Source organism: Nocardioides hungaricus (genome assembly GCF_054782915.1).
In genome coordinates, this window is record NZ_BAAGRO010000064.1 from 60,551 (window position 1) to 82,777 (window position 22,227).

At 73.2% G+C, this 22,227-nt stretch carries 22 protein-coding genes; 8 read left to right on the forward strand and 14 right to left on the reverse strand.

Going from position 1 to position 22,227, the window contains the following annotated elements:
- Window positions 1-9 precede the first annotated feature (9 nt).
- The 7 genes from ACYVKX_RS21940 to ACYVKX_RS21970 all read right to left on the reverse strand — a co-directional run bounded on the left by ACYVKX_RS21940 (window position 10) and on the right by ACYVKX_RS21970 (window position 6,356).
- Complete coding sequence (locus ACYVKX_RS21940; RefSeq protein ID WP_460835824.1) at window positions 10-1,281, reverse strand: class I SAM-dependent methyltransferase; 1,272 nt, start codon at window positions 1,279-1,281, stop codon at window positions 10-12.
- A complete protein-coding gene (locus tag ACYVKX_RS21945) occupies window positions 1,278-2,660 on the reverse strand; it encodes an FAD-binding oxidoreductase (RefSeq protein ID WP_460835825.1) in 1,383 nt (460 codons plus the stop codon). Before ACYVKX_RS21945 ends, ACYVKX_RS21940 begins: the two co-directional genes overlap by 4 nt.
- 28 nt (window positions 2,661-2,688) lie before the next feature.
- Window positions 2,689-3,042: a cytidine deaminase gene (locus tag ACYVKX_RS21950; protein WP_460835826.1), complete on the reverse strand. Its 354-nt coding sequence runs from the start codon at window positions 3,040-3,042 to the stop codon at window positions 2,689-2,691.
- Window positions 3,035-4,327 carry a hemolysin family protein gene (locus tag ACYVKX_RS21955; RefSeq protein WP_460835827.1) on the reverse strand — a complete coding sequence of 431 codons (1,293 nt, stop codon included), beginning with the start codon at window positions 4,325-4,327 and terminating at the stop codon, window positions 3,035-3,037. Before ACYVKX_RS21955 ends, ACYVKX_RS21950 begins: the two co-directional genes overlap by 8 nt.
- Complete coding sequence (ybeY, locus tag ACYVKX_RS21960) at window positions 4,324-4,785, reverse strand: rRNA maturation RNase YbeY (RefSeq protein ID WP_460835828.1); 462 nt, start codon at window positions 4,783-4,785, stop codon at window positions 4,324-4,326. Before ybeY ends, ACYVKX_RS21955 begins: the two co-directional genes overlap by 4 nt.
- Window positions 4,782-5,795, reverse strand: coding sequence for a PhoH family protein (locus ACYVKX_RS21965; RefSeq protein WP_460835829.1), 1,014 nt, complete (start codon window positions 5,793-5,795; stop codon window positions 4,782-4,784). The genes ybeY and ACYVKX_RS21965 overlap by 4 nt, the downstream gene beginning before the upstream one ends.
- 222 nt (window positions 5,796-6,017) lie before the next feature.
- Window positions 6,018-6,356, reverse strand: coding sequence for an HIT domain-containing protein (locus ACYVKX_RS21970; protein WP_460835830.1), 339 nt, complete (start codon window positions 6,354-6,356; stop codon window positions 6,018-6,020).
- Between the two features lie 65 nt (window positions 6,357-6,421).
- On the opposite strand from ACYVKX_RS21970, the gene ACYVKX_RS21975 reads away from it, so the two are divergent.
- Genes ACYVKX_RS21975 through ACYVKX_RS21985 form a run of 3 tightly spaced genes read left to right on the forward strand, consistent with a single transcriptional unit; the run spans window position 6,422 to window position 8,735 of the window.
- Complete coding sequence (locus tag ACYVKX_RS21975) at window positions 6,422-6,925, forward strand: SigE family RNA polymerase sigma factor (RefSeq protein WP_460835831.1); 504 nt, start codon at window positions 6,422-6,424, stop codon at window positions 6,923-6,925.
- Entirely contained in the window at window positions 6,922-7,830 is a 909-nt protein-coding gene (locus tag ACYVKX_RS21980; RefSeq protein WP_460835832.1) for a Gmad2 immunoglobulin-like domain-containing protein, read from the forward strand. Before ACYVKX_RS21975 ends, ACYVKX_RS21980 begins: the two co-directional genes overlap by 4 nt.
- A 26-nt stretch (window positions 7,831-7,856) precedes the next feature.
- Window positions 7,857-8,735, forward strand: coding sequence for a Gmad2 immunoglobulin-like domain-containing protein (locus ACYVKX_RS21985; protein WP_460835833.1), 879 nt, complete (start codon window positions 7,857-7,859; stop codon window positions 8,733-8,735).
- A 2-nt stretch (window positions 8,736-8,737) separates the two neighbouring features.
- Here the strand turns inward: ACYVKX_RS21985 and ACYVKX_RS21990 are convergent, their stop codons facing one another.
- The 3 genes from ACYVKX_RS21990 to hrcA are packed head-to-tail and all read right to left on the reverse strand — an operon-like array spanning window position 8,738 to window position 11,720.
- Window positions 8,738-9,481, reverse strand: a complete 744-nt coding sequence (locus tag ACYVKX_RS21990; protein WP_460835834.1) for a 16S rRNA (uracil(1498)-N(3))-methyltransferase — start codon at window positions 9,479-9,481, stop codon at window positions 8,738-8,740.
- The gene (dnaJ, locus tag ACYVKX_RS21995; RefSeq protein ID WP_460835835.1) at window positions 9,481-10,656 is read right to left on the reverse strand and encodes a molecular chaperone DnaJ; all 1,176 of its coding nucleotides are present in this window, start codon (window positions 10,654-10,656) and stop codon (window positions 9,481-9,483) included. The genes ACYVKX_RS21990 and dnaJ overlap by 1 nt, the downstream gene beginning before the upstream one ends.
- A gap of 47 nt (window positions 10,657-10,703) precedes the next feature.
- On the reverse strand, window positions 10,704-11,720 hold the full coding sequence (gene hrcA, locus ACYVKX_RS22000) for a heat-inducible transcriptional repressor HrcA (RefSeq protein WP_460835836.1): 1,017 nt from the start codon (window positions 11,718-11,720) through the stop codon (window positions 10,704-10,706).
- Between the two features lie 167 nt (window positions 11,721-11,887).
- Here hrcA and ACYVKX_RS22005 point away from each other — a divergent pair, with 167 nt between their 5' ends.
- From ACYVKX_RS22005 to ACYVKX_RS22020, 4 genes are read left to right on the forward strand one after another with little or no spacing between them, the layout of a single operon-like run.
- Window positions 11,888-12,574 (forward strand): hypothetical protein, encoded by a 687-nt coding sequence (locus ACYVKX_RS22005; RefSeq protein WP_460835837.1) that lies wholly within the window; start codon window positions 11,888-11,890, stop codon window positions 12,572-12,574.
- Between the two features lie 44 nt (window positions 12,575-12,618).
- Window positions 12,619-13,467: an MBL fold metallo-hydrolase gene (locus ACYVKX_RS22010; RefSeq protein WP_460835838.1), complete on the forward strand. Its 849-nt coding sequence runs from the start codon at window positions 12,619-12,621 to the stop codon at window positions 13,465-13,467.
- Between the two features lie 17 nt (window positions 13,468-13,484).
- Window positions 13,485-13,640, forward strand: a complete 156-nt coding sequence (locus ACYVKX_RS22015) for a hypothetical protein (RefSeq protein ID WP_460835839.1) — start codon at window positions 13,485-13,487, stop codon at window positions 13,638-13,640.
- Between the two features lie 48 nt (window positions 13,641-13,688).
- Window positions 13,689-14,537: a DUF3097 domain-containing protein gene (locus tag ACYVKX_RS22020; protein ID WP_460835840.1), complete on the forward strand. Its 849-nt coding sequence runs from the start codon at window positions 13,689-13,691 to the stop codon at window positions 14,535-14,537.
- Window positions 14,538-14,540: 3 nt separating this feature from the next.
- On the opposite strand, the gene ACYVKX_RS22025 is transcribed toward ACYVKX_RS22020, so the two are convergent.
- Complete coding sequence (locus ACYVKX_RS22025) at window positions 14,541-14,903, reverse strand: TM2 domain-containing protein (protein WP_460835841.1); 363 nt, start codon at window positions 14,901-14,903, stop codon at window positions 14,541-14,543.
- A 28-nt stretch (window positions 14,904-14,931) separates the two neighbouring features.
- Window positions 14,932-16,143 (reverse strand): radical SAM family heme chaperone HemW, encoded by a 1,212-nt coding sequence (gene hemW / locus ACYVKX_RS22030; RefSeq protein ID WP_460835842.1) that lies wholly within the window; start codon window positions 16,141-16,143, stop codon window positions 14,932-14,934.
- Window positions 16,144-16,274: 131 nt separating this feature from the next.
- On the opposite strand from hemW, the gene ACYVKX_RS22035 reads away from it, so the two are divergent.
- Window positions 16,275-17,195 carry a hypothetical protein gene (locus ACYVKX_RS22035; protein WP_460835843.1) on the forward strand — a complete coding sequence of 307 codons (921 nt, stop codon included), beginning with the start codon at window positions 16,275-16,277 and terminating at the stop codon, window positions 17,193-17,195.
- 38 nt (window positions 17,196-17,233) lie between these two features.
- Here the strand turns inward: ACYVKX_RS22035 and ACYVKX_RS22040 are convergent, their stop codons facing one another.
- Together ACYVKX_RS22040 and ACYVKX_RS22045 are read right to left on the reverse strand one after the other, a co-directional pair.
- Entirely contained in the window at window positions 17,234-20,659 is a 3,426-nt protein-coding gene (locus tag ACYVKX_RS22040) for an error-prone DNA polymerase (RefSeq protein WP_460835874.1), read from the reverse strand.
- Window positions 20,659-22,218, reverse strand: a complete 1,560-nt coding sequence (locus tag ACYVKX_RS22045; RefSeq protein WP_460835844.1) for a DNA polymerase Y family protein — start codon at window positions 22,216-22,218, stop codon at window positions 20,659-20,661. The genes ACYVKX_RS22040 and ACYVKX_RS22045 overlap by 1 nt, the downstream gene beginning before the upstream one ends.
- Window positions 22,219-22,227 lie beyond the last annotated feature (9 nt).

Consider the following 22,227-nt stretch of genomic DNA (forward strand, 5'->3'; position numbering starts at 1 on the left):
TATCGGCGCTCAGAACGTGTGCCGGAGCGGGTAGCCGCTGAGGCCGTCGGCGTCGGTCTTGGTCGCGAGGACGTGGTGCAGCTGGATCTCGTTGCGCTCGAAGCCGAGGCGCGACCCGGCCATGTAGAGCCCCCAGACGCGCGCGGTGCCCTCGCCGACCTCGGCGACGCAGGCGTCCCAGTTGTCGACCAGGTTGCGGCACCAGCCGGCGAGGGTCTTGGCGTAGTGGACCCGGAAGTTCTCCTCGTGCTGCACCTCGAGCCCGGCGTCCTGGACGTCGCGGATGATCGTGCCGGAGCCGATCAGCTCCCCGTCGGGGAAGACGTACCGGTCGATGAACGCACCGGTGTGCTGCGGCCGGTTGTGCTGGCGGGTGATGCAGTGGTTGAGCAGCCGGCCCTGCGGCCTGAGGTGGTCGCGGATCCAGGAGAAGTACGCCGGGTAGTTCCTCACGCCGATGTGCTCGGTGAGCCCGATCGAGCTGATCGCGTCGAACCCGGACTCCTCGACGTGCCGGTAGTCCATGAACCGAACCTCGGCGAGGTGGTCGAGCCTCTCCTCCTTGATCCGCCGCTGCGCCCACGACGCCTGCTCGCGCGACAGCGTCACGCCGATCGCGTGCACGCCGTACTCCCGCGCCGCGTGCCGGACCATCCCGCCCCAGCCGCAGCCGAGGTCGAGCAGCCGCTGGCCGGGCCGCAGGTCGAGCTTGCGGGCGACCAGGTCGTACTTGTGGGCCTGGGCCTCCTCGAGCGTCGCGTCCGCAGTCGGATAGACCGCGCAGGTGTAGGTCATCGAGGGCCCGAGGACGTGCTCGTAGAAGGCGTTCGAGACGTCGTAGTGGTGGTGGATCGCCTCGGCGTCGCGGCCCTCGGAGTGCCGCAGGCCCTCGACCATCCGCCGCCAGCGCGGGATCGTCTCCTGCGGGGGCGGCGGCGGGGGCTTGAGGTGCGAGAGGCCCAGGCTGCGCACGATCGCGAGCGCCTCGGACGGCGCCGGCCGGCGGAACTTGGTGTGGTTCATCAGCAGGCTGAACGCCTCGTAGGGGTCGCCCGGATGGACGCCGACCAGGTCCATGTCCCCGGCGACGTACGCCCGCGCGAGGCCGAGGTCCCCGGGCGCGGTCATCAGGTAGGACAGCCCCCGCTCGTTGCGCAGGTGCAGGCCGTACTCGGCGTCCTCGGGACCCGCGGAGCTGCCGTCGTACGCCGTGAAGCGCAGCGGCAGCCCGTCGCGCAACAGCGTCTCGACAGCCTCGCCGATGGTGTAGCTCTTGCTCACTGTCTCTTCACCGCCTTGTCGTAGAGGCTGGTCAGCCGGTCGTCGGGGTCGTAGCGCCCCTTCACGGCGGCGAGGTGCGCGCCGTCGTAGAGATCGTCGAAGGTCTCGCGGTCGTAGAACGCCTCGCTGTAGAGCGACTTGTGGCCGCCCAGCTCGTGCACCTTCGCCTCGATCGCGCGGTTGAGCGGGCCCTCCAGCGCGTCGGGTCCGCGGTGGACCGTGCCCCAGAAGCCGACGTTCACGTAGAGCCGGTCCGGCTCGAGCGGGTACGTCGGCCAGTCCCGGATCGCCCGGCACGGGCACAGCCACACCGGGCGCATGCCGACGGCCTCGTCGAACCACTCCAGGAACTCCGGCAGCCGCTCGACCGGCACCTCGATGTCCTGGATCACCCGCTCCCGCAGCGGCCGTCCCCTGCGCCGGTCGAGCCGGTCGACGAGGCCGAGCCGCCGGTCCAGCGCGACCAGCCGGTGGTAGACGTCCGAGCGCCGCCAGCGCTTGGGCCACAGCCGCCGCACCGTGGGGTTCTGCACGCCGAACGCGCCCGAGCACCAGAACCAGTCGGTGTCCCAGCGCCACAGATAGTCGTACGTCGTGAGCAGATCGGTCTGGCGCTGCTGGATGGACCGGTAGTAGATGTCCTGCCCGGTGTAGTCGCTGGGCCGCTGCCCGGTGGTCGGGCCCGTCGAGACCCAGCGCGCGAGCGTCAGGTAGTACTCACCCGGCCCGAACGCGACGCCGTCCAGGGCGTCGACCTGCGCGCCGTCGTACGACGCGGACTCGGCGATCTCCTGGATCGTCTTGGCCAGCAGCCCGGGGTCGTCGAAGCGCAGGTGGCGCAGGGCGACGTGCCCGGGCACCTCGATCAGCGAGATCCGCAGCCGGGTGGCGTAGCCGAGCGAGCCGTAGGAGTTGGGGAACGCGTCGAACAGGTCGCCGTTCTCCCCGTCCGGGCCGGGGCGGCAGGTGACGACCTCGCCGGCGCCGGTGAAGACGTCCATCTCCAGCACCGACTCGTGCGGGAAGCCGAGCCGGAAGCTGGTCGACTCGATGCCGAGCCCGGTGACCGCGCCGCCGAGCGTGATCGTGCGCAGCTGCGGCACGACGTGCGGGATCAGGCCGTAGGGCAGCGTCGCGTCGACGAGATCCTCGTAGGTGCACATGCCCTGCACGTCGGCGGTCCTCGCTGCGGGGTCGACCGCGATCACGCCGTTCAGCCCGGAGACGTCGAGGCCGGGTGCGCTCGTGGCCGCCCGGGGACGGAACAGGTTCGACGTCCTCTTCGCGAGCCGCACGGGTGCGCCGGACGGGACCGCGGCGTACGACGCCCGCAGCCGCCCCACGGCCTCCTCGTGTGCCTCCCAACCACGCAGACTCACGAGACGCCAACTTACTCCTGCCGGTCGGTCAGGTGGAGAGGGTCTCCGCGATCGCGCCGCTGACGTCGCCGCGGTGCACCACGACGCCGGCGCCCCCGAGGTCCCGCAGGGCTGCGAGGTCGGCGGCGGCGACGGCGTCCGCCGGGGTCAGGACGACCGCGGCCTCCAGGCCCCTCGATCCCGAGGCGACGGCCATCGCCACGCACACGCCCGCGGCGGAGACCCGCAGCGACGGCAGGTCGACGGTGGCGGCGGCGTAGGTGCGGCCGTCGGCGTCGCGGACGGCCGCGCCCTCGGCCGCGCCGGTGCGGGCCCGGGCCGCGCGCGCCAGCGTCACCAGCTTCCGGTCCTCCGCCGACAGCTGGGCGGCAAGGTCACTCATCGTCGTCCTCGATCTCCTCGTCGGGTACGGCGGCGCGCGCGATCCGCACGGTGCCGATCTTGTTGCGGCGCCCCTGCGCGGCCTCGGCCTCGAAGCGCAGCCCATGCGCCACCACGACCGAGCCGGGGATCGGGACCAGCCCGAGGTGCTTGGCCATCAGGCCGCCGACGGAGTCGACGTCCTCCTCCTCGACCTCCTCGCCGAAGAGCTCGTCGAGGTCGTCGATCGGGTAGCGCGAGGACACCCGCACCGTGCCGTCGTCGAGCCGCTCGACGTCGACGGTCTCCTCGTCGTACTCGTCGGTGATCTCGCCGACGATCTCCTCCAGCACGTCCTCGATCGTGACCAGGCCGGCGGTGCCGCCGTACTCGTCGACGACGACGGCGAGGTGCAGGCGCTTGGCCTGCATCTCCGCGAGGAGCGCGTCGACCGGCTTGGACTCGGGGACGAAGTACGCCGGGCGGCAGATCCCGTCGATGCGCTGGGTGAACTCGACGTCGGGTGCCTCGAAGTCGCGGCGCACGATGTCCTTGAGGTAGGCGATGCCGACGACGTCGTCGAGGTTCTCGCCGATCACCGGGATGCGGGAGTAGCCGCTGCGCAGGAACAGCGAGAGCGTCTGGCGCAGGTTCTTGTACTGCTCGATGTAGACGACGTCGGTGCGCGGCACCATCACCTCGCGGGTGGTGGTGTCGCCGAGCTCGAGGACGTCGTGGATCATCTTGCGCTCGCCGGACTCGATCACCGCGGACGCCTCGGCGAAGTCGACCAGCTCGCGCAGCTCGGTCTCCGTCGCGAACGGCCCCTCGCGGAAGCCCCTGCCCGGCGTCAGCGCGTTGCCGACCAGGATCAGCAGTCTCGGCAGCGGCCCGAGGACGGCGGTGATCATCGCGAGCGGCGCGGCGGAGAACAGCGCGACCGTCTCGGGGTGCTGCCGGCCGAGCGTGCGCGGGGCCACGCCGATGGCGACGAACGAGACGACCAGCATCACGCCGATCACGGTCAGCACCGTGGGCCACCACGACTCGCCGTACGCCTGGTAGACCTCCAGCGCGACCAGCACGATCGCCGCGATCTCGGACAGCAGCCGCAGGAACAGCGCGGTGTTGAGGTAGCGCGGCAGGTCGTCGAGCAGCGCCAGCAGCCGCCCGGCGCCGGCGCGTCCCTCGTCCTGCAGCTCCTCCGCGCGGGCGCGGGAGAACGACGCGAGCGCGGCGTCGGCCGCGGAGAAGAGCCCGGCGAGGACGACGAGGACGGCTGCCGCCACGAGCAGCCAGAGGCTCACTGCGCCGGCCCCGGAGCCCGCCAGGCCGCCAGCAGCTCGTCCTGGAGCCCGAACATCGCCCGGTGCTCCTCCGGCTCGGCGTGGTCGTAGCCGAGCAGGTGCAAGATGCCGTGCACGGTGAGCAGCTCGATCTCGGCCGCGGCACCGTGGCCGGCCGTCTCGCCCTGGCGGGCCGCGACGTCGGGGCAGAGCACCAGGTCGCCGAGCACGCCCTCCTCGGGCTCCTCGTTGACCAGCCCGGGCCGCAGCTCGTCCATCGGGAAGGCGAGCACGTCGGTCGGGCCCTCCTTCTCCATCCACTGCTGGTTGAGCCGGGCGATGGTCGCCTCGTCGACGGCCTTGATGCACAGCTCGGACATCGGGTGCACGCGCATCCGGTCCAGGACGAAGCGGCTCAACTGCGCCAGCCGCCTCTCGTCGAGCTCGCGCCCGGACTCGTTGAGGATCTCGACGCTCACTTCTTCGCTGCCTGCTTCAGGCCGCCGCGGGCGTCGAACTCGTCGTAGGCCGCCACGATCTTGCCGACCAGGCGGTGCCGGACGACGTCGTGGCTGGTGAGCCGGTTGAAGGAGAGGTCCTCGACGCCGTCCAGGATGCTCTCGACCACGCGCAGCCCGGACTTGGTGCCGCCGGGCAGGTCGACCTGGGTGACGTCGCCGGTGACCACGATCTTGGAGCCGAAGCCCAGGCGGGTCAGGAACATCTTCATCTGCTCCGGCGTGGTGTTCTGCGCCTCGTCGAGGATGATGAAGGAGTCGTTGAGCGTCCTCCCTCTCATGTACGCCAGCGGGGCGACCTCGATGGTGCCGGCGGCCAGCAGCTTGGGGATCGTGTCGGGGTCGATCATGTCGTGCAGCGCGTCGTAGAGCGGCCGCAGGTAGGGGTCGATCTTCTCGCTGAGCGTGCCGGGCAGGAACCCGAGCCGCTCCCCCGCCTCGACCGCCGGCCGGGTCAGGATGATCCGGTTGACGTTCTTGGACTGCAGCGCCTGCACGGCCTTGGCCATCGCCAGGTAGGTCTTGCCGGTGCCGGCCGGGCCGATGCCGAACGTGATCGTGTGCTTGTCGATCGAGTCGACGTACCGCTTCTGGTTGAGCGTCTTCGGGCGGATCGAGCGGCCGCGGTTGCTCAGGATGTTGAGGCTCAGCACGTCGGCCGGGCGCTCGGTGGTCTCGGCGCGCAGCATGGTGTGCACCCGCTCGACCGTCTCGGACGTGATGCCCTGGCCGGTGCGGATGATCGCGACCAGCTCGTCGAGGAGCCGCTCGGCCAGCGCGACCTCGCCGGGCTCGCCGCGCAGCGTGATCCGGTTGCCGCGGACGTGGATCTCGGCGTCGAAGGCGCCCTCGACGATCCCGAGGTACTCGTCGCCCGGGCCGAGGAGGCTGACCATGTTGATGCTGTTCGGGACCACCACGGTGTGGCGGGTGGCGTTCGCGGGAGTCCCCTGATGGTTGCTGTCAGTCATGGATGCCCGTGCGGGCTGCCCCTTCGGATCGGCGGATCGAGCCCCTCCATGCTACGGGAGCGTGGAGGGGCGGCCCAGCGAGTAACGCGGGCGGGATCCCCGGTCAGCCGGGGATCCCCGACGTTGTCGGCCGTTGCAACCCCTGACAACGTCAGGCAACGCCTGACAACCAGTGCCCGGAGGTTCCCACGGCGGGCCCGAAGCCTCCCGGCTCTGATCCGCTCAGCCCGGCGGCCAGGTCAGCGCGCGGCCGGCCAGCAGGTGCAGGTGGGCGTGGAACACGGTCTGCCCGGCGTCGGCACCGGTGTTGAAGACCAGCCGGTAGTCGTCGTACCCCTCGGCGGTGGCGACCGCGGCGGCGGTGGTCACCAGCTCGGTGGACGCGGCCGGGTCGCCCGCGGCCAGCGCGGCGGCGTTCGGGAAGTGCCGTCTCGGCACCACCAGGACGTGCAGCGGCGCCTGCGGGTTGAGATCGCGGAAGGCGACGGTCCGCTCGGTGGTGTGCACGATCTCGCCCGGGATCTCGCCCGCGACGATCTTGCAGAAGATGCAGTCGGCCACGGGCTCCAGTAAACACGGCCAGTAAACCCGAGGGCGCTCCCGCGCGTGCGACTAGCGTGACCCTGATGACCGAGCGGGCCGCGTGGACGGCGGACGAGGCGCTGGAGCAGCTGTACGCCGCGCACTGGCGCCGGCTGGTCCGGCTGTCCGTGCTGCTGGTGCGCGACCAGGGCACCGCCGAGGAGGTCGTCCAGGACGCGTTCGTCGCCGTGCACGGCCGCTGGTCGCGGCTGCGCGACCCCGACCGGGCGCTGGCCTACCTGCGCCAGGCGGTCGTGAACCGGTCCCGCTCCGCGCTGCGCCACCGGGCGGTCGTCGCCCGGCACGCCGCCACGCTCCGCCCGCTCGACGCCGCCGACCCGACCCCCGACGCGGACCGGCGCGCCGCCGTCCTCGACGCGATGCGCACGCTCCCCGACCGGCAGCGCGAGGTGCTCGCGCTGCGCTACTACCTCGATCTCTCCGAGGCCGACATCGCCGACACGCTCGGGATCAGCCGCGGCGCGGTGAAGAGCCACGCCTCGCGCGGCGCCGCCGCCCTCCGCTCTCTGCTCCAGGAGGACCAGTGAACACTCCCCATCCCGATCCGGGCCATCCCGACCTGGGCGACCTGCTCCACGACGCCGTCGACGACATCGAGCCGGCCGACCGGCTCGGCGCGATCCGCGCCCGGACCGCGGACGCCCCCGAGCAGGCCGGCCGCCGCTGGTGGTACGCCGCCGGCGGGGTTGTCCTCGCGACCGCGGCCGCCGTGGCGGCGTTCGCGGTGGTCGGCAACGACGGCGGAGAGGAGCAGGGCAACGTCGCCACGGAGCCCGGGACGCTCCTCGTGGCGGCGTACTTCGTCGGCGACACCGAGCGCGGCCCGAGGCTGTTCCGCGAGTTCGACCAGATGGCGGGGACGGACCCGCTGCAGGCCGCGCTGGACCGGATCGAGCGGCCCGCGACCGACCCGGACTACCGCACCCCGTGGACCGCCACGTCCTTCGGCAGCGTCACGCTGGAGGACGGCGCGATCCGGGTCGAGCTCGGCGACGCCGTGCTCGACGACGCGCTCGCCGTGCAGCAGGTCGTCTACACGCTCCAGGGCGCGGCGCAGCAGCGGCTGCCGGTCTGGCTCGGGGACTCCGTCTACGAGGCGAGGCCGATGAACGCCGTGCTCAACATGGTCAACATCAACGATCCGGTCGACGGCACGGCCTACGAGGGCGCGTTCATCGCCCGCGGCCGCGCGAACGCCTGGGAGGGCACAGTGCTCTGGGAGCTGCGTGACGATGAGTCCGGCCGGGTCGTCCGCAACGGCTCCACGAACGCCGGCTACGCCCTGAACGAGTGGAACCCGTGGGAGGTGGAGGTCGACCTCTCCGGCCTGCCGGCGGGCTACTACACCTTCTCCGTGCAGGGGGACGACGCCTCGGCCGGGGGCGAGAAGTACGCCCCGGACTCCGACACGCGCCGGATCATCGTGAGATAGCGCCGACTCGCCGGAAGGATGGACCCATGACCACCCGGACCCGGATCGTCGTCCTGCTCGCCACCGCCGCGCTCGCGCTCGCGGGCTGCGGAGACGACCCGTCCGCCGAGGACCAGCGCCCCGCGAGCGGGGGCACCGAGCCGAGCGGTACGCCGACCGGCGAGCCGTCGTCGGACGGCAGCGCCCCCGCGGACACGGTGACCGTGCCGGTCTACTTCACCGGGGAGACCCCGGGCGGCACCGCCCTCTACCGCGAGTTCCGCAAGGTGGACGCCGCCGACCCGCTCGGGGCCGCGCTGACCCTGGCCGCGTCGGGCGACGCGCTCGACCCGGACTACGGCACCGCCCTGCCGGCCGGGACGTTCAACACGTCGGGCGGCGCCGAGATCCCGCTGCCGGACGACTCCTGGACCGCGATCCCCGACGGCATGTCCGAGAGCGACTCGATCCAGGCGATCCAGCAGCTCGTCTACACCGCGCAGGGCGTGCTCCAGTCGCGCGACCCGATCACGTTCACCGACTCCTCCGGCGCCGCCACCCAGATCTTCAACGTCGCCTCGGAGGACGGCTTCCGCGCGGCCGACCCGATCGAGACCCTGGCGCTGGTGAGCGTGACGAGCCCCGAGCAGGGCGCGACCGTCGGCGAGACCTTCACCGCGAAGGGCGTGTCCAGCTCGTTCGAGGCCACCACGCCCTGGGAGATCCGCGCCGCCGACGGCTCGGTGGCGTTGAAGGGCTTCGCGACCGCCGAGGGCTGGATCGACAGGCTCTACCCCTGGGAGACGAAGGTCGACGTCTCCTCACTCGACCCGGGCGAGTACACCTTCGTCGCCCTCACCGACGACCCCTCCGGCGGCGAGGGCGGCGGCCCGACCGAGGACTCCAAGGCCATCACCGTCGAGTGAGCTCAGCCGCCCCACCGCGGCGTGCGCGCGAGCAGGGCCGACACCGCGGCGACGCCGGCGGTCGAGGTGCGCAGCACCTCGGCGCCCAGCCGCACCGAGACCGCGCCGGCGGCCACGAACGTCGCCACCTCGTCGTCGGTGAGGCCGCCCTCGGGGCCGACCACCACGACGATCCGGCCAGTGAGAGGTACGTCGACGGCGGCCAGGGCTGACGAGGCCCCCTCGTGCAGCACGACCGCCAGGTCCGCGGCCGCGACCAGCGCGGCGACGTCGGCGGTCGACGCCATCTCGTCCACCGCGGGGAGCCACGACCGGCGCGCCTGCTTGGCCGCCTCGCGGGCGGTGGATCGCCAGCGGTCGAGCGACTTCGCGGCCCGCTCCCCCTTCCAGACCGCGACGCTGCGGGCGGCCGCCCACGGCACCACCCGGGCGACGCCGACCTCGGTCAGCACCTCGACCGCGAGCTCGCCACGGTCGCCCTTGGGGATCGCCTGCACGACCACCACCTCGGGCGAGGGAGCCTCGACCACGACGACCTCCTCGACGACGACCGCGAACACCCGCTTGCCGGTCGAGGCGACCGCGCCGCGCACCGAGACACTGGCGCCGTCGGTGAGCACGACCTGCTCGCCGACCCGCAGCCGGCGTACCGCCACCGCGTGGTGGGCCTCGTCTCCCTCGACGCTCACCTCGGCACCGACGACGACCCCGCCGAGGGCCGGCACCAGGTGGACGGGGAGCGACATCAGTGCGTGTTGAACGCGTCGCGGAGCCGGCCGAACACGGACTTGGGGTCCGGGCGCACCTGCCCCGACGGCGCCTCCTCTCCGCGGATCGCGGCGAGCTCGCGGAGCAGCTCCTCCTGGCGAGGGTCGAGCCGCGTCGGCGTCTCGACCACGACGGTCACGACCAGGTCGCCGCGACCGCCGCGCAGGCCCGGGACGCCGCGGCCCCTGAGCACCTGCTCCGTCCCCGACTGCATGCCGGGGCGTACGTCGAGCTCGAAGCTCTGCTCCGGCGCCGACTCGCTCGGGTCCGCGCCGACGACGTCGGCCTCGAGGGTCGGCAGGGTCAGCGTGGTGCCGAGCGCGGCCGCGGTCATCGGCAGCGTGACCGTGCAGTGCAGGTCGTTGCCGTGGCGGGTGAAGGTGGGGTGCGGGGCGACATGCATCTCGACGTACAGGTCGCCGGCCGGCCCGCCGCCGGGGCCGACCTCGCCCTCGCCGCTGAGCTGGACACGGGTGCCGTCGTCGACCCCGGCCGGGATCTTCACGGTCAGCGTGCGGCGCGAGCGGACCCGGCCGTCGCCGGAGCACTCGCGGCAGGGGTCCGGGATGACCGTGCCGAAGCCGCGGCATGCCGCGCAGGGGCGCAGCGTCCGGATCTCGCCGAGGAACGACCGCTGCACGTGCGCGACCTCGCCGGCCCCCCGGCAGGTCTCGCACGGGATCGGACGGGTGCCGGGCGCCGTACCCTCGCCGTGGCAGGTGCCGCACAGCACCGCGGTGTCGACCTTGATCTCGCGGGTGACGCCGAACGCCGCCTCGGCGAGCGTCACCTCGAGGCGGATCAGCGCGTCCTGGCCGCGCCGCTCGCGAGGCCGCGGACCGCGGCCCCCGCCGGACCCACCGCCGCCGAAGAACGCGTCCATGATGTCGGTGAACGAGAAGCCGGCGCCCTGGCCGCCGAAGCCCCCGCCCATGCCGCCGAACGGGTCGCCGCCGCGGTCGTACGCCGCGCGCTTGCTCGGGTCGGAGAGCACCTCGTAGGCGAGCGAGACCTCCTTGAACCGCTCCTGCGCCGCGGGGTCCGGGTTCACGTCGGGGTGGTACTGCCGTGCGAGCCGCCGGTAGGCCTTCTTGATGGCGTCGCCGTCCGCGTCGCGGTCGACACCGAGCAGCTCGTACAGGTCCTGACTCAACTGCGTTCCTTCGGGGTTCGTGGGTTGCTGGGGTGGGCGGTGGGGGCTCAGGCCTCGTCGAGGATCCGCGAGACGTAGCGCGCCACGGCACGCACGGCGGCCATCGAGCCGGGGTAGTCCATCCGGGTCGGCCCGACGACGCCGAGCCGGGCGAACGCCTCGTCGCCGGGCCCGTAGCCGGTGGCGACGACGCTGGTCGAGGCGAGCTCCTGGTAGGGGCCCTCGTGCCCGATCCGCACCGTCAGCACCTCGCCGGTGGTCGCCTCGCCGAGCAGCTTGAGCAGCACGACGTGCTCCTCGAGCGCCTCGAGCAGGGGGCGTACGGCGGAGTCGAAGTGGTCGCCGAACCGGGCCAGGTTCGCGGCCCCTCCCACGGCGACCCGCTCGTCGGAGCGGTGGTCGGACATCGCGTCGACCAGCGCGTCGACGACCGCGGCGAGCGTGGCGTCGGCGCCGTCCGCGGGCAGGAGGTCGCGGAGTCCGGCGACCGCCTCGGCGATGACCTCGCCGACGGACGCGCGCAGCACCACGGACCGCAGGTCGGCGAGCTCCTCCTCCGACAGCTCTCCGGAGACCTCGACCAGGCGCTGCTCGACCCGGCCGGTGCTGAGGATCAGCACCACCAGCAGCCGGTACGGCGCCAGCGCGATCACCTCGACGTGCCGGACCGTGGAGCGCGAGAGCGTGGGGTACTGCACGACCGCGACCTGCCGGGTCAGCTGCGAGAGCAGCCGCACCGAGCGGGTGACGACGTCGTCGAGGTCGACTGCGCCGTCCAGGATCGTGGCGATGGCGCGCCGCTCCGCCGCGCTCATCGGCTTGACCGTGGTGAGCCGGTCGACGAAGAGCCGGTAGCCCTTGTCGGTCGGCACCCGGCCGGCGCTGGTGTGCGGCTGGGTGATGTAGCCCTCGTCCTCGAGCGCGGCCATGTCGTTGCGGACGGTGGCCGGCGAGACGCCGAGCCCGTGCCGCTCGACCAGCGCCTTGGAGCCGACCGGCTCCTCGGTGGCGACATAGTCCTCGACGATCGCCCGGAGGACGGCGAGTCTGCGCTCCTCCTGCATGCCGGCCTCCTCTCCCTGCTGGCACCGCTGCTGGCACGCCTACTGGCACTCGAATGACGGGAGTGCCAAGGGTACTAGCCGGACCCGGGGGCCACCCGACGGCACGACGCTGTTGCCCGGCGCCGATTTGGAATAGGTTAGGCTTACCTAACTCATCAGGAGGTGCCATGCTCGCCACCGATCCCCGTCAGCTCGCCGCGGACGCCCGGAGCATCCTGGCCTGCCCGTCCGAGGTCAGCCTCGTGATCGAGGGCGAGCCGATGGTCGAGGACGACACCGGCCTCACCGACCGATTCGGTACGCCGACGTTCCTCTGCCGTCCGGACGCCCTCGTCGCGCGGGCCGCGGCCGCGCACCGCAGCGCCCTGCTCACCGTGGCCAGCGGGCTCGGCCCGCGCGGCGGTCCCGAGCGCGCCGACACCCTCACGCTCGCCGGCCGGCTCGAGCGCGTCGGCGTCGAGGGCTGCGACTGCTGCCAGGAGGTGCGCCACGTGGTCGCGCTCCGCCTCAACTTCGTGCTGCTCGAGCGGGCGGGGCGCCAGCACCGGGTGCCGCTGGAGCGGTTCCGCGGCCAGGAGCACGAGCTCAGCCGCGGCCACCTCCAGCGCTCCATCGAGCACGCCAACGACTGCCACCAAGACGAGCTGCGCCAGGCCGTCTCGACCGGCACGCAGACCCGGCCGGCCGAGCTGCTCGGGGTCCGGCTGGCCGAGCTGACCCCGGCCGGCGTCGAGGTGCAGTGGATCGACGTCGACGGCGCGCACCGGCACGTGATCGAGTTCCCGCGGGTCGCCGGCGACCTCACCGAGCTCGGCGACATGCTGCGGCACAGCCTGCACGCGGGCATCTGCTGACGTCTCTGGGCTGGCGCTCTCTACTCTGGGCCTACTCTGGGGCGGTGGCATTCACCGAGGTCGCCGACCGGGTCTGGGTCGCCCGCTACGAGTGGTTCGACGTCAACGTCTCGCTCGTCGGCGGCGCCGACGGGCTGCTCGTCGTCGACACCCACGGCTCCGGGGCCGCGGCCCGCGAGGTGGTCGAGGACGTGCGCCGGCTCGGCGCCGGGCCGGTGACCGGGATCGTCAACACCCACTGGCACTTCGACCACACCTTCGGCAACGGCACGTTCCGCGCGGCGTACGGCGGGGTGCCGATCGTCGCCCACGAGACCGCCGTGGAGGAGCTGGAGCGCGGGGCCGCCGAGATCAAGCGGCGGTACGCCGACGAGCCCTCCGACCCGCACACGGCCGACGTCGTCGCGACCGAGGTCGCGCTGCCGGACCGGACGTTCTCCAGCGCGCTCGTGCTCGACGCCGGCGACCGGATGGTCGAGCTGGTGCACCCGGGGCGCGGGCACACCGGCGGCGACCTGGTGGTCCGCGTGCCGGACGCCGGCGTGCTGCTCGCCGGCGACCTGGTCGAGGAGTCCGCTCCCCCGTCGTTCGGCGCCGACTCGTGGCCGATGGACTGGCCGCTCACGCTCGACGTGGTGCTCGGGCTGACGACGTCCGGCTCCGTGGTCGTGCCGGGTCACGGTGCGCCGGTCGACCGCGCGTTCGTCGAGCGGCAGCGCAACGAGATCGGGATCGTCGCCGAGACGATCCGCGACCTCGCCGGACGCGGCGTGCCGCTCGACCGGGCGCTCGACGCCGGCGAGTGGCCCTGGCCCGCCGACCGGCTCGGCGACGCCGTTCGCCGGGGCTACGAGCAACTGCCGCGCAGCCAGAGACGGTTGCCGCTCATCTGACCGGGTACCTCCTCGCCATGAGTGAGAGCACCGGCATCGAGGACGAGGACCTGCCCGAGGACCTCCGGCCCACCGACGACAACCCGCTCGCCCAGCCGCTCGAGGAGGACGAGGCGAAGTCGGCCGAGGAGCTGGACATGCAGGGCGGCAAGACACCCGACTCCGACGACTGACGGCGTGCCCTCCCGGCGACTGTCGGCGCTCGCGCCTACGGTCGTCGGGTGACCTCCCACGACCGCTACGGCACCGACGTCCTCGCCACCGACTGGCGCGCTCCCAAGCGCGGCCGCGCCGTCGCGGCACCGGCCGAGCTGGGCGCGGTCGTCGAGGAGGTCACCACGGACTGGTGCGGCGAGATCGTCGCGGTCGACCGCGACCTGCACACGGTCACGCTCGAGGACCGGCGCAACCGGCGCCGTACCTTCCCGCTCGGCCCGGGCTTCCTGGTCGACGGCCGGCCGGTCATCCTGACCGCACCCGTGCGCGCCGCGGCGCCCGCCCGGCCGACGCGTACGGCGTCCGGCTCGGTCGCCGTCCCCGGCGCGAGGGCGCGGGTGGCCCGGGCCAGCCGGATCTTCGTCGAGGGCCGACACGACGCCGAGCTGGTCGAGAGGGTGTGGGGCGACGACCTGCGGATCGAGGGCGTCGTGGTCGAGTACCTCGGCGGCGTCGACGACCTGGCCGACCACCTGCGCGACTTCGAGCCCGGCCCGGAGCGCAGGGTCGGCGTCCTCGTCGACCACCTGGTGGCCGGCTCCAAGGAGAGCCGGATCGCGCAGGGCATCGCGAGGTCGCCGGTCGGCCGGCACGTGCTGATCGTCGGCCACCCGTTCGTCGACATCTGGGCCGCGGTGCGGCCCGAGCGGCTCGGGCTCCCGCGCTGGCCCGACGTGCCGCGCTCGGTCGAGTGGAAGAAGGGGGTGTGCCAGCAGCTCGGCTGGCCGCACCGCGACCAGGCCGACGTCGCCCGCGCGTGGCAGCACATCCTCGGCAGGGTGTCGTCCTACCACGATCTGGACCCGGCCCTGCTGGGCCGGGTCGAGGAGCTGATCGACTTCGTGACGTCGTAGCGACTAGGACGACCGCAGCGGTCGGCCGTGGACGTCCTTGCTGTCGGTCGCCAGGATGATGATGCCGTCGATGAACGGCCACAGCCCGCCGATGCCGCAGGTGATCAGCGTGACGACGAGCTGCCACACGCCGGTCTTGGTGTCGCCGATGTAGAAGCGGCCGATGCCCAGCGGGATCAGGATCTGCAGCAGGCCGGCGACCAGCTTGCTCTTGTCGGAGTAAGGAACGCCGGTGATCGGGTGCACGCCGTACGGCGCGGCCGGGTTGTAGCCGTAGCCGGGCTGCGGCTGCTGTGGCGGAGCGGGCTGGCCGTAGGGGGGCGGAGCCGGCTGGCTCGGGTCGGGCGTCTCGGGACCTTGGGTCATGGCCGACACAATAGGCCCGTTCGAGCCGTCACGGCAGGAGGTCGCGGACGACCGCGTCGGCGAGCAGCCGGCCGGTCCGGGTCGGGATCAGCCGGCCGTCGATCACGGTGAGCAGGCCGCGGTCGACCAGGCCGGGCAGAGCGGCCCGGCCGACATCGTCGAGGACGTCGACGGGCAGCCCCGCGCGCAGCCGCAGCTCCAGCAGGACCCGCTCCACGCGGCGGCTCTCCTCGTCGAGGACCTCCTGCGCCTGGGCCGGGCTCCGGCCGGCGGCCAGCCGCTCGGCGTACGCCGCCGGGTGCTTGACGTTCCACCACCGCACGCCGCCGACGTGGCTGTGCGCGCCCGGGCCGACGCCCCACCAGTCGCCGCCGGTCCAGTAGAGGAGGTTGTGGCGGCAGCGGCTCGCGTCGTCGCGGGCCCAGTTGGAGACCTCGTACCACCCCAGGCCGGCCGCGGCGAGCCGCTCGTCGGCCAGGACGTACTTGTCGGCGAGGTCGTCCTCGTCGGGCATCGGCAGCTCGCCGCGCTTCACCCGGCGAGCGAGGGCGGTGCCGTCCTCGACGACGAGGGAGTACGCCGACACGTGGTCGGGCGCGCACGCGAGCGCCGCCTCGACGCTGGCCGCCCAGTCGTCGATGCTCTCCCCCGGCGTGCCGTAGATGAGGTCGAGGCTGATCTGGTCGAACCCCGCGGCGCGCGCCCACTCGACCACGGACGGCACCCGGCGCGGGTCGTGGGTGCGGTCGAGCACCGCGAGCACCTGCGGTACCGCGGACTGCATGCCGAAGCTGATCCGGTCGAACCCCTGCGCTCGCAGCGATTCCAGCGCATTTGCGTCGACGCTGTCGGGGTTCGACTCGGTCGTCACCTCCGCGTCGGGGGCGAGCCCGAACTCGCCGTCGATCGCCCGCAGGATGCTGCCCAGGTCGGACGGGTCGAGCAGGGTCGGCGTGCCGCCGCCGAGGAACACCGTGCTCACCGGGACGTCGGCGTCGCCCAGGACGGCCCGTGCCCGCCGTACCTCCTCGATCGCGGTCTCGGCGTACGTCGCCCGGCCCGCGCCCGGCCCGAGCTCGGCGGCGGTGTAGGTGTTGAAGTCGCAGTAGCCGCACCGCACCGTGCAGAACGGCACGTGCACGTAGAACCCGAACGGCCGGCTGCCCACCCCCGCCAGCGCCGACTCCGGCAGCATCCCGTCCTCGGGCGCGACGTCGCCGGACGGGAGGGCAGCAGGCACTGACTCATCCTCCCACCCCTGCCCTGCGGGTCGTCCGCCTCTCCCGGCTCTATGCGCCGCCCTCAGGCGGACGACCCGAGCCCTGTGGATGACGAGCACCCGCGGTACGCCGATCGGGGCATCGTCACACCATGACGAACCGACCCCCGGCCTGGCTGCCGGCAGCCACCGCACAGTCGGGCCTGGTGACGCGTCGCCAGCTGAACCGGCTCGGGCTGACCCACGACTACGTCGACACCCAGCTCGACGCCGGGCGCTGGCGAGAGGTCAGCAGCACCGTGCTGGCGACGACGACCGGACCGCTGAGCCGCACGCAGCTGATGTGGGCGGGCGTGCTGCACGCCGGTCCGCGCAGCGCGCTCGGCGGCCTGACCGCGCTCGAGCGGCACGGGCTCGAGCGATGGCATCGTGACGAGATCACCGTGCTGGTCGCGAAGTCGCACAACCTGGAGCCGATCGAGGGGGTCCGATTCGTCGAGACCCGCCGGCCGATCCAGCTGCTGACCTCGTCGAAGCCGCTCGCCACGTGGCGGATCGAGCCGGCCGCACTCCTCTGGGCGGGGTACGAGCCCGTCACCCGCTCGGCGTACGGACTGCTCGCCGCCTGCGTCCAGCAGAGGCTGACCACGCCGTACCGTCTCGACGCCTGGATCACCCGCATGCGGCCGCTGCGGCGCGCGAAGCCGTTCCGACGACTGCTCGGGGAGCTCGCCGAGGGTACGCAGTCCGTCGCCGAGCGCGACGTCATCACCATGTGCGACACCTTCGGCCTACCGCGACCGCACCGGCAGACGCGGCGTACGGACTCCGCCGGACGAATCCGCTTCACCGACGCGGAGTGGCGGCTGCCGGACGGGCGCACGATCGTGCTCGAAGTCGACGGGGCGTTCCACATGACGGTGGAGCACTGGGGCGCCGACATCGAGCGTCATCGCCAGCTGGTCGCGACCGGCGTCATCGTGGTCCGCTGCACGGCGATCGAGCTGCGCGAGCGGTCGGAGCGTGTTGCGCGCGACCTCCGGGCCCTCGGCGTCCTCGGGTCGTCCGCCTGAGGGCGGCGTATTCACCCGCCAGAGGCGGACGACCCGAGTCAGTGGAAGTCACGGGACCGATGCCGCGCGCGGAGCGCCTGGCCGGCCTCGGGGTGCACGGTCTCGATCGCGGAGAGCCGGTCGGCGACCAGGTTGGTGACGCCGTCCTGGCGCTCCAGGAGGCCGCGGACCACCATGCCGGCAGCGCTGTTGGCGACGGTGCGGTAGCGCCGCCACACCCCGACCGTGCAGACCACGTTGAGCATCCCGGTCTCGTCCTCGAGGTTGAGGAACGTGACGCCGCCCGCGGTCCCCGGCCGCTGCCGGTGGGTGACCAGCCCGGCGACGTGCACCCGCCGGTTCGGCTCGCCGGCGAACGCGTCGGCCACCGACCTGATCCCGGCCGCCGTCAGCCGCTCGCGCAGGTGCTCGAACAGGTGGCCGCCCGGCGTGATGCCGGTGGCCCACAGGTCCGCCATGGTGATCTCGACGCCGTCCATGTCCGGCAGCGCCGGCGCCGGCCCGGCGACCCGGATGCCCTCGAGGTGCTCGTCGGTCTCGGTCCAGCCGGCGTTCCACAGCGCCTGCCGCCGAGACAGCCCGCCGGAGGGAAACGCGGCGTCGAAGGCGCCCGCGGTCGCCAGCGCCTCCAGCTGGCGCGTGTCGAGCCCGGCCCGCCGGGACAGGTCGGCCTGGTCGGCGAACGGCCGCTCCCTGCGCGCGGCCACGATCCGCGACGCCACCTCGGCGCCGATGCCGCGTACCGAGTCCAGGCCCAGCCGGACGGCGTACGCCGTGTCGCGCCGGTGCTCCGGGGTCGGGTCGGGCGTGCCGGGGGCCCACTCCGTCGGCGATCCGTCGTGGAGGCACGAGGCCAGCCCGGCCGGTCCGCCGGCGCCCTCCAGGTCGGCGGTCGCGCGGGAGAGCAGCAGGTCCGGGCGGCGTACCTCCACGCCGTGGCGGCGGGCGTCGTGGACCAGCGACTGCGGCGAGTAGAAGCCCATCGGCTGCGCGCGCAGCAGCGCGGCGAGGAACGCCGCGGGGTAGTGCAGCTTGAACCACGAGCTCGTGTAGACCAGCAGGGCGAAGGACAGCGCGTGGCTCTCGGCGAAGCCGAAGTTCGCGAACGACAGGATCTGCAGGTAGATCGCGTCCGCCTGCGCGCCGGTGATGCCCTTGTCGGCCATGCCGCGCATCAGCTTCTCCTTGACCGACTCGATCCGCTCGATGCCGCGCTTGGAGCCCATCGCCCGGCGCAGCAGGTCGGCCTCGGCGCGGTCGCAGTCGCCGAGGACGCGCGCCATGTCCATCAGCTGCTCCTGGAACAGCGGTACGCCGAGCGTCCGTTTCAGCACCGGCTTCAACAGGTCGTGGGCGTACCCGACGGGGTCACGGCCGGTCGCGCGGCGTACGTAGGGATGGACCGCGCCGCCCTGGATCGGGCCGGGGCGGATCAGCGCGATCTCGATCGCGAGGTCGTAGAACTTGCGCGGCCGGAGCCGCGGCAGGGTGCCGATCTGGGCGCGGCTCTCGACCTGGAAGACACCGACCGAGTCGGCCCGGCAGAGCATGTCGTAGACCGCCGGCTCCTCCTTGGGGACGGTCGCGAGCTCCCACTCCTCGCCGAGGTGCGTGGCGACGATCGCCATCATGTGGTCCAGCGCGCTGAGCATCCCGAGCCCGAGCAGGTCGAACTTCACCAGCCCCATGAACTCGCACGCGTCCTTGTCCCACTGGAGCACGGTCCGGTTGTCCATCCGGGCCCGCTCGATCGGCACCACCTCGCCGATCGGCCGCTCGGTGAGCACCATCCCGCCGGAGTGGATGCCGAGGTGGCGCGGGGCGCCGAGGAGGCCGTTGGCGAGCTCCACCACGGACGCGGGTACGTCGTGCTCGCCGCCGTCGCGGGGCTCCACCACTGTCCACGAGGTGATCTGCTTGGACCAGGCGTCCTGCTGGCCGGGCGAGTGGCCGAGCGCCTTCGCGGCGTCGCGCACCGCCATCTTGGGGCGGTAGCCGACCACGTTCGCGACCTGCGCGGCGTTGTGGCGTCCGTACTGGTCGTAGACCCACTGGATCACCTCCTCGCGCCTGTCGGAGTCGAAGTCGACGTCGATGTCGGGCTCCTCCTCGCGGGTGGAGGAGATGAACCGCTCGAACGGGAGGTCGTACTTCACCGCGTCCACCGCGGTGATGCCGAGCGCGTAGCAGACCGCCGAGCTGGCCGCGGATCCCCTGCCCTGGCAGAGGATCCCCCTGCTCCGCGCGTACTCCACGATGTCGTGGACGATCACGAAGTAGCCGTCGAAGCCCTTGCCGGAGATCACCTCCAGCTCGCTCTCGATGCGCTCGCGGGCCTCCTTCTCGAGCTTGGTGCCGGCGTACCTCTCCGCGAAGCCGTCCTCGGTCAGCTTCCGCAGCCAGCCGGCCGGCGTCCAGCCGTCGGGTGCGAACTTCGGCAGCCGGGGCGACGCCCTCTGCAGATCGAACGCGACCGCGTCGGCGATCTCCACGCTGCGCTCGACCGCGCCGGGGTAGCGCGCGAACCGGCGCGCCATCTCCGCCCCCGACCGCAGGCTCGCCATCCCGGACGCCGGCAGCCAGCCATCCATCTCGGCCAGGCTGCGCCGGGCGCGTACGGCGGCCATCGCGTCGGCGATCCGATGCTGCTCGGGCCGGGCGTAGTGGACGTTGTTGGTCGCGACGTAGGGCAGCCGGTGGTCGACGGCGAGCCGGGCTAACTGGTCGTTGCGGCTGGAGTCGGCCGGGAAGCCGTGGTCGGTCAGCTCGACCACGACGTGGTCGTGCCCGAACAGCGCGGTCAGCCGGTCGAGCTCCTCCGCCGTCTGCCGGGGACTCCGCTCCAGCGCCTGCCGGACCGCCCCCTTGCGGCAGCCGGTGAGCACCAGCCAGTGGCCGCGGCCGCGCTCGGCGAGCTCGTCGAGGTCGTAGGCCGGCTTGCCCTTCTCGTCGCCGCGCAGCTGGGCGTCGGTGATCGCGCCCGCGAGCCGGTGGTAGCCCTCCACGCCCCGCGCGAGCACCAGCAGGTGGCTGCCCTCGGGGTCGGCGACGCCGTTCTGCGGCTTGGTCAGGCCGAGGGACAGCTCGGCGCCGTACACCGTCTTGATGCCGCCGTGCTCGATCTCACCGTGCATGTCCCCCCCACGCAATTGCGCTGTTTCGGCGAACAGCGAGGCCCCGTAGAACCCGTCGTGATCGGTGATCGCCAGCGCGTGCAGCCCGAGCCGCAGCGCCTCGAGGACCAGGTCGTCGGGGCCGCTGGCGCCGTCGAGGAAGCTGAAGCTGGAGTGGCAGTGCAGCTCGGCGTACGGCGTGACCGGACCGGTCGGGCGCTCGACGTCGACCGTGCGCTGCTTGCGCTTGCGCCGCGAGATCGGCGCCTCGGCGTCCTGGGGCGTGACCGTCCGGCCGGAGAGCCGCTTCTCCAGCTCGCCCCAGGAGATGTTCGGGTTGCTCCAGCCCATCAGTCGTACGCCGCCTCCGTCCACCACATCCCGGACTCCCAGGTCATCAGCCAGGCGCTGCCGTCGACGCCAACCACTTGGAAGCGGGCAACTCTCCGGCCGCGTGCTGGCAACTCCCACCACAGTTCGTCGACGGGCCACGGGCCGGCCCAGGCGGCGACCGGCCGCCACCGGTCGGCCGGCCCGGGGCGGAACCGCTCCGGCGAGCAGGTGACTCCCCCGCGCTCGTCGACGCCGACGGTGCGGCCGCCGGCGCCGACCACCTCGGCGGCCCACGGGCTCGCCAGCACCCGGGCGGGCGCGGGCGGCGGGATGCTGCCGGGCCACGGACCGGTCGGCCGCAGCCCGGTCGGCCGCTCGCCCCACGGCACCAGCGCCTGCCGGTCGGCAGGGCTCCGGCCGCCCTGGAGCACCGGACGCACCACGGCCTCGTGACCGAGCATCCCCTGCACCCGGGCGATGCCGCGCTCGACGCGCTCGTCGGTGCCGCCCCACAGCCCGTCGGCGTGCACGGCGTCGGGTACGACGGTGATCGGGGTGAGGCTCACCCGGTCGACCGGCGCGCGCACGTCGCGCCATCCGGTGGTCGAGCCTCCCTGGAGCTGCCAGTGCAGCCGGTCGACCAGGTCGACGGCGGTGAACCAGCGCGGGTGCAGCCAGACCCGGGACGACGCCGCCCCGGACAAACCCTCGCAGCGCGCCTCGACCAGCACCTCGGTGCAGACCAGCCGGTGCCGGGCCAGCCCCGCGACGAACCGGTCCGCGGTCTGCCGGGCGCTGAACGCGATCGTCTCCGCGGAGTCCAGCGGCGGCTCGAAGTCGACCTGGCAGGCGAGCTCGGGCGGCGGGGTGCGGGCGGCGAGGGGCACGGCGCCCTCGCCCCCGACCACCCGGTGCACCCAGGCGACCTGCGGCCCGAACCGGTCGCGCACGTCGACCGCGGACAGGTCGCCGAGGTCGCCGAGCGTGCGCAGCCCGAGCCGCCGCATCAGGCTCACGGCATCTCTGTCTTCCGGGGAGTCGTCGATCGCCTCGACCGGCAGCGCGCGCAGGAACGGCACCGACTCCCCCGGCTCGACCACGAGGCAGTCCTGCGGGTCGGCCCGGCGGGCGGCCTGCTCGGCGGTGAACAGCTCGTCGGCGACGCCGAACCGGCAGTCCCACACGCCCATCCCGACCAGCCGCTCGGCGAGCAGCGCCGCCCCGGCCGGCTCGCCGCCGTGGAACCGGCCCGGCGCGCGCAACGCCACGAGGCCGGGGCGCAGCGGGGTGACGCCCGGGCGCAGCTCCTCGACGGCGGCCAGCACGGGCTCGAACGCGCGGGCGTCGCGATCCGGGCTGGCGGCGTACACCTGCAGCTCGGGGCAGCGGGACTGGGCGTCGCGGCGGCGCATCCCGCGGCGTACGCCGGCGGTCCTGGCCGCATCGTTGCACGCCTGTACGAGGTTGGCGCCGAACACCGCTGCGGGCAGGTGGGCGGGCAGGCCCGCGGCGGCCAGCGCCGCGACCACCGGCCAGTCCGGACACCAGATCGCCATGACTCTCACGGGGACTCTCATGGGCAGACC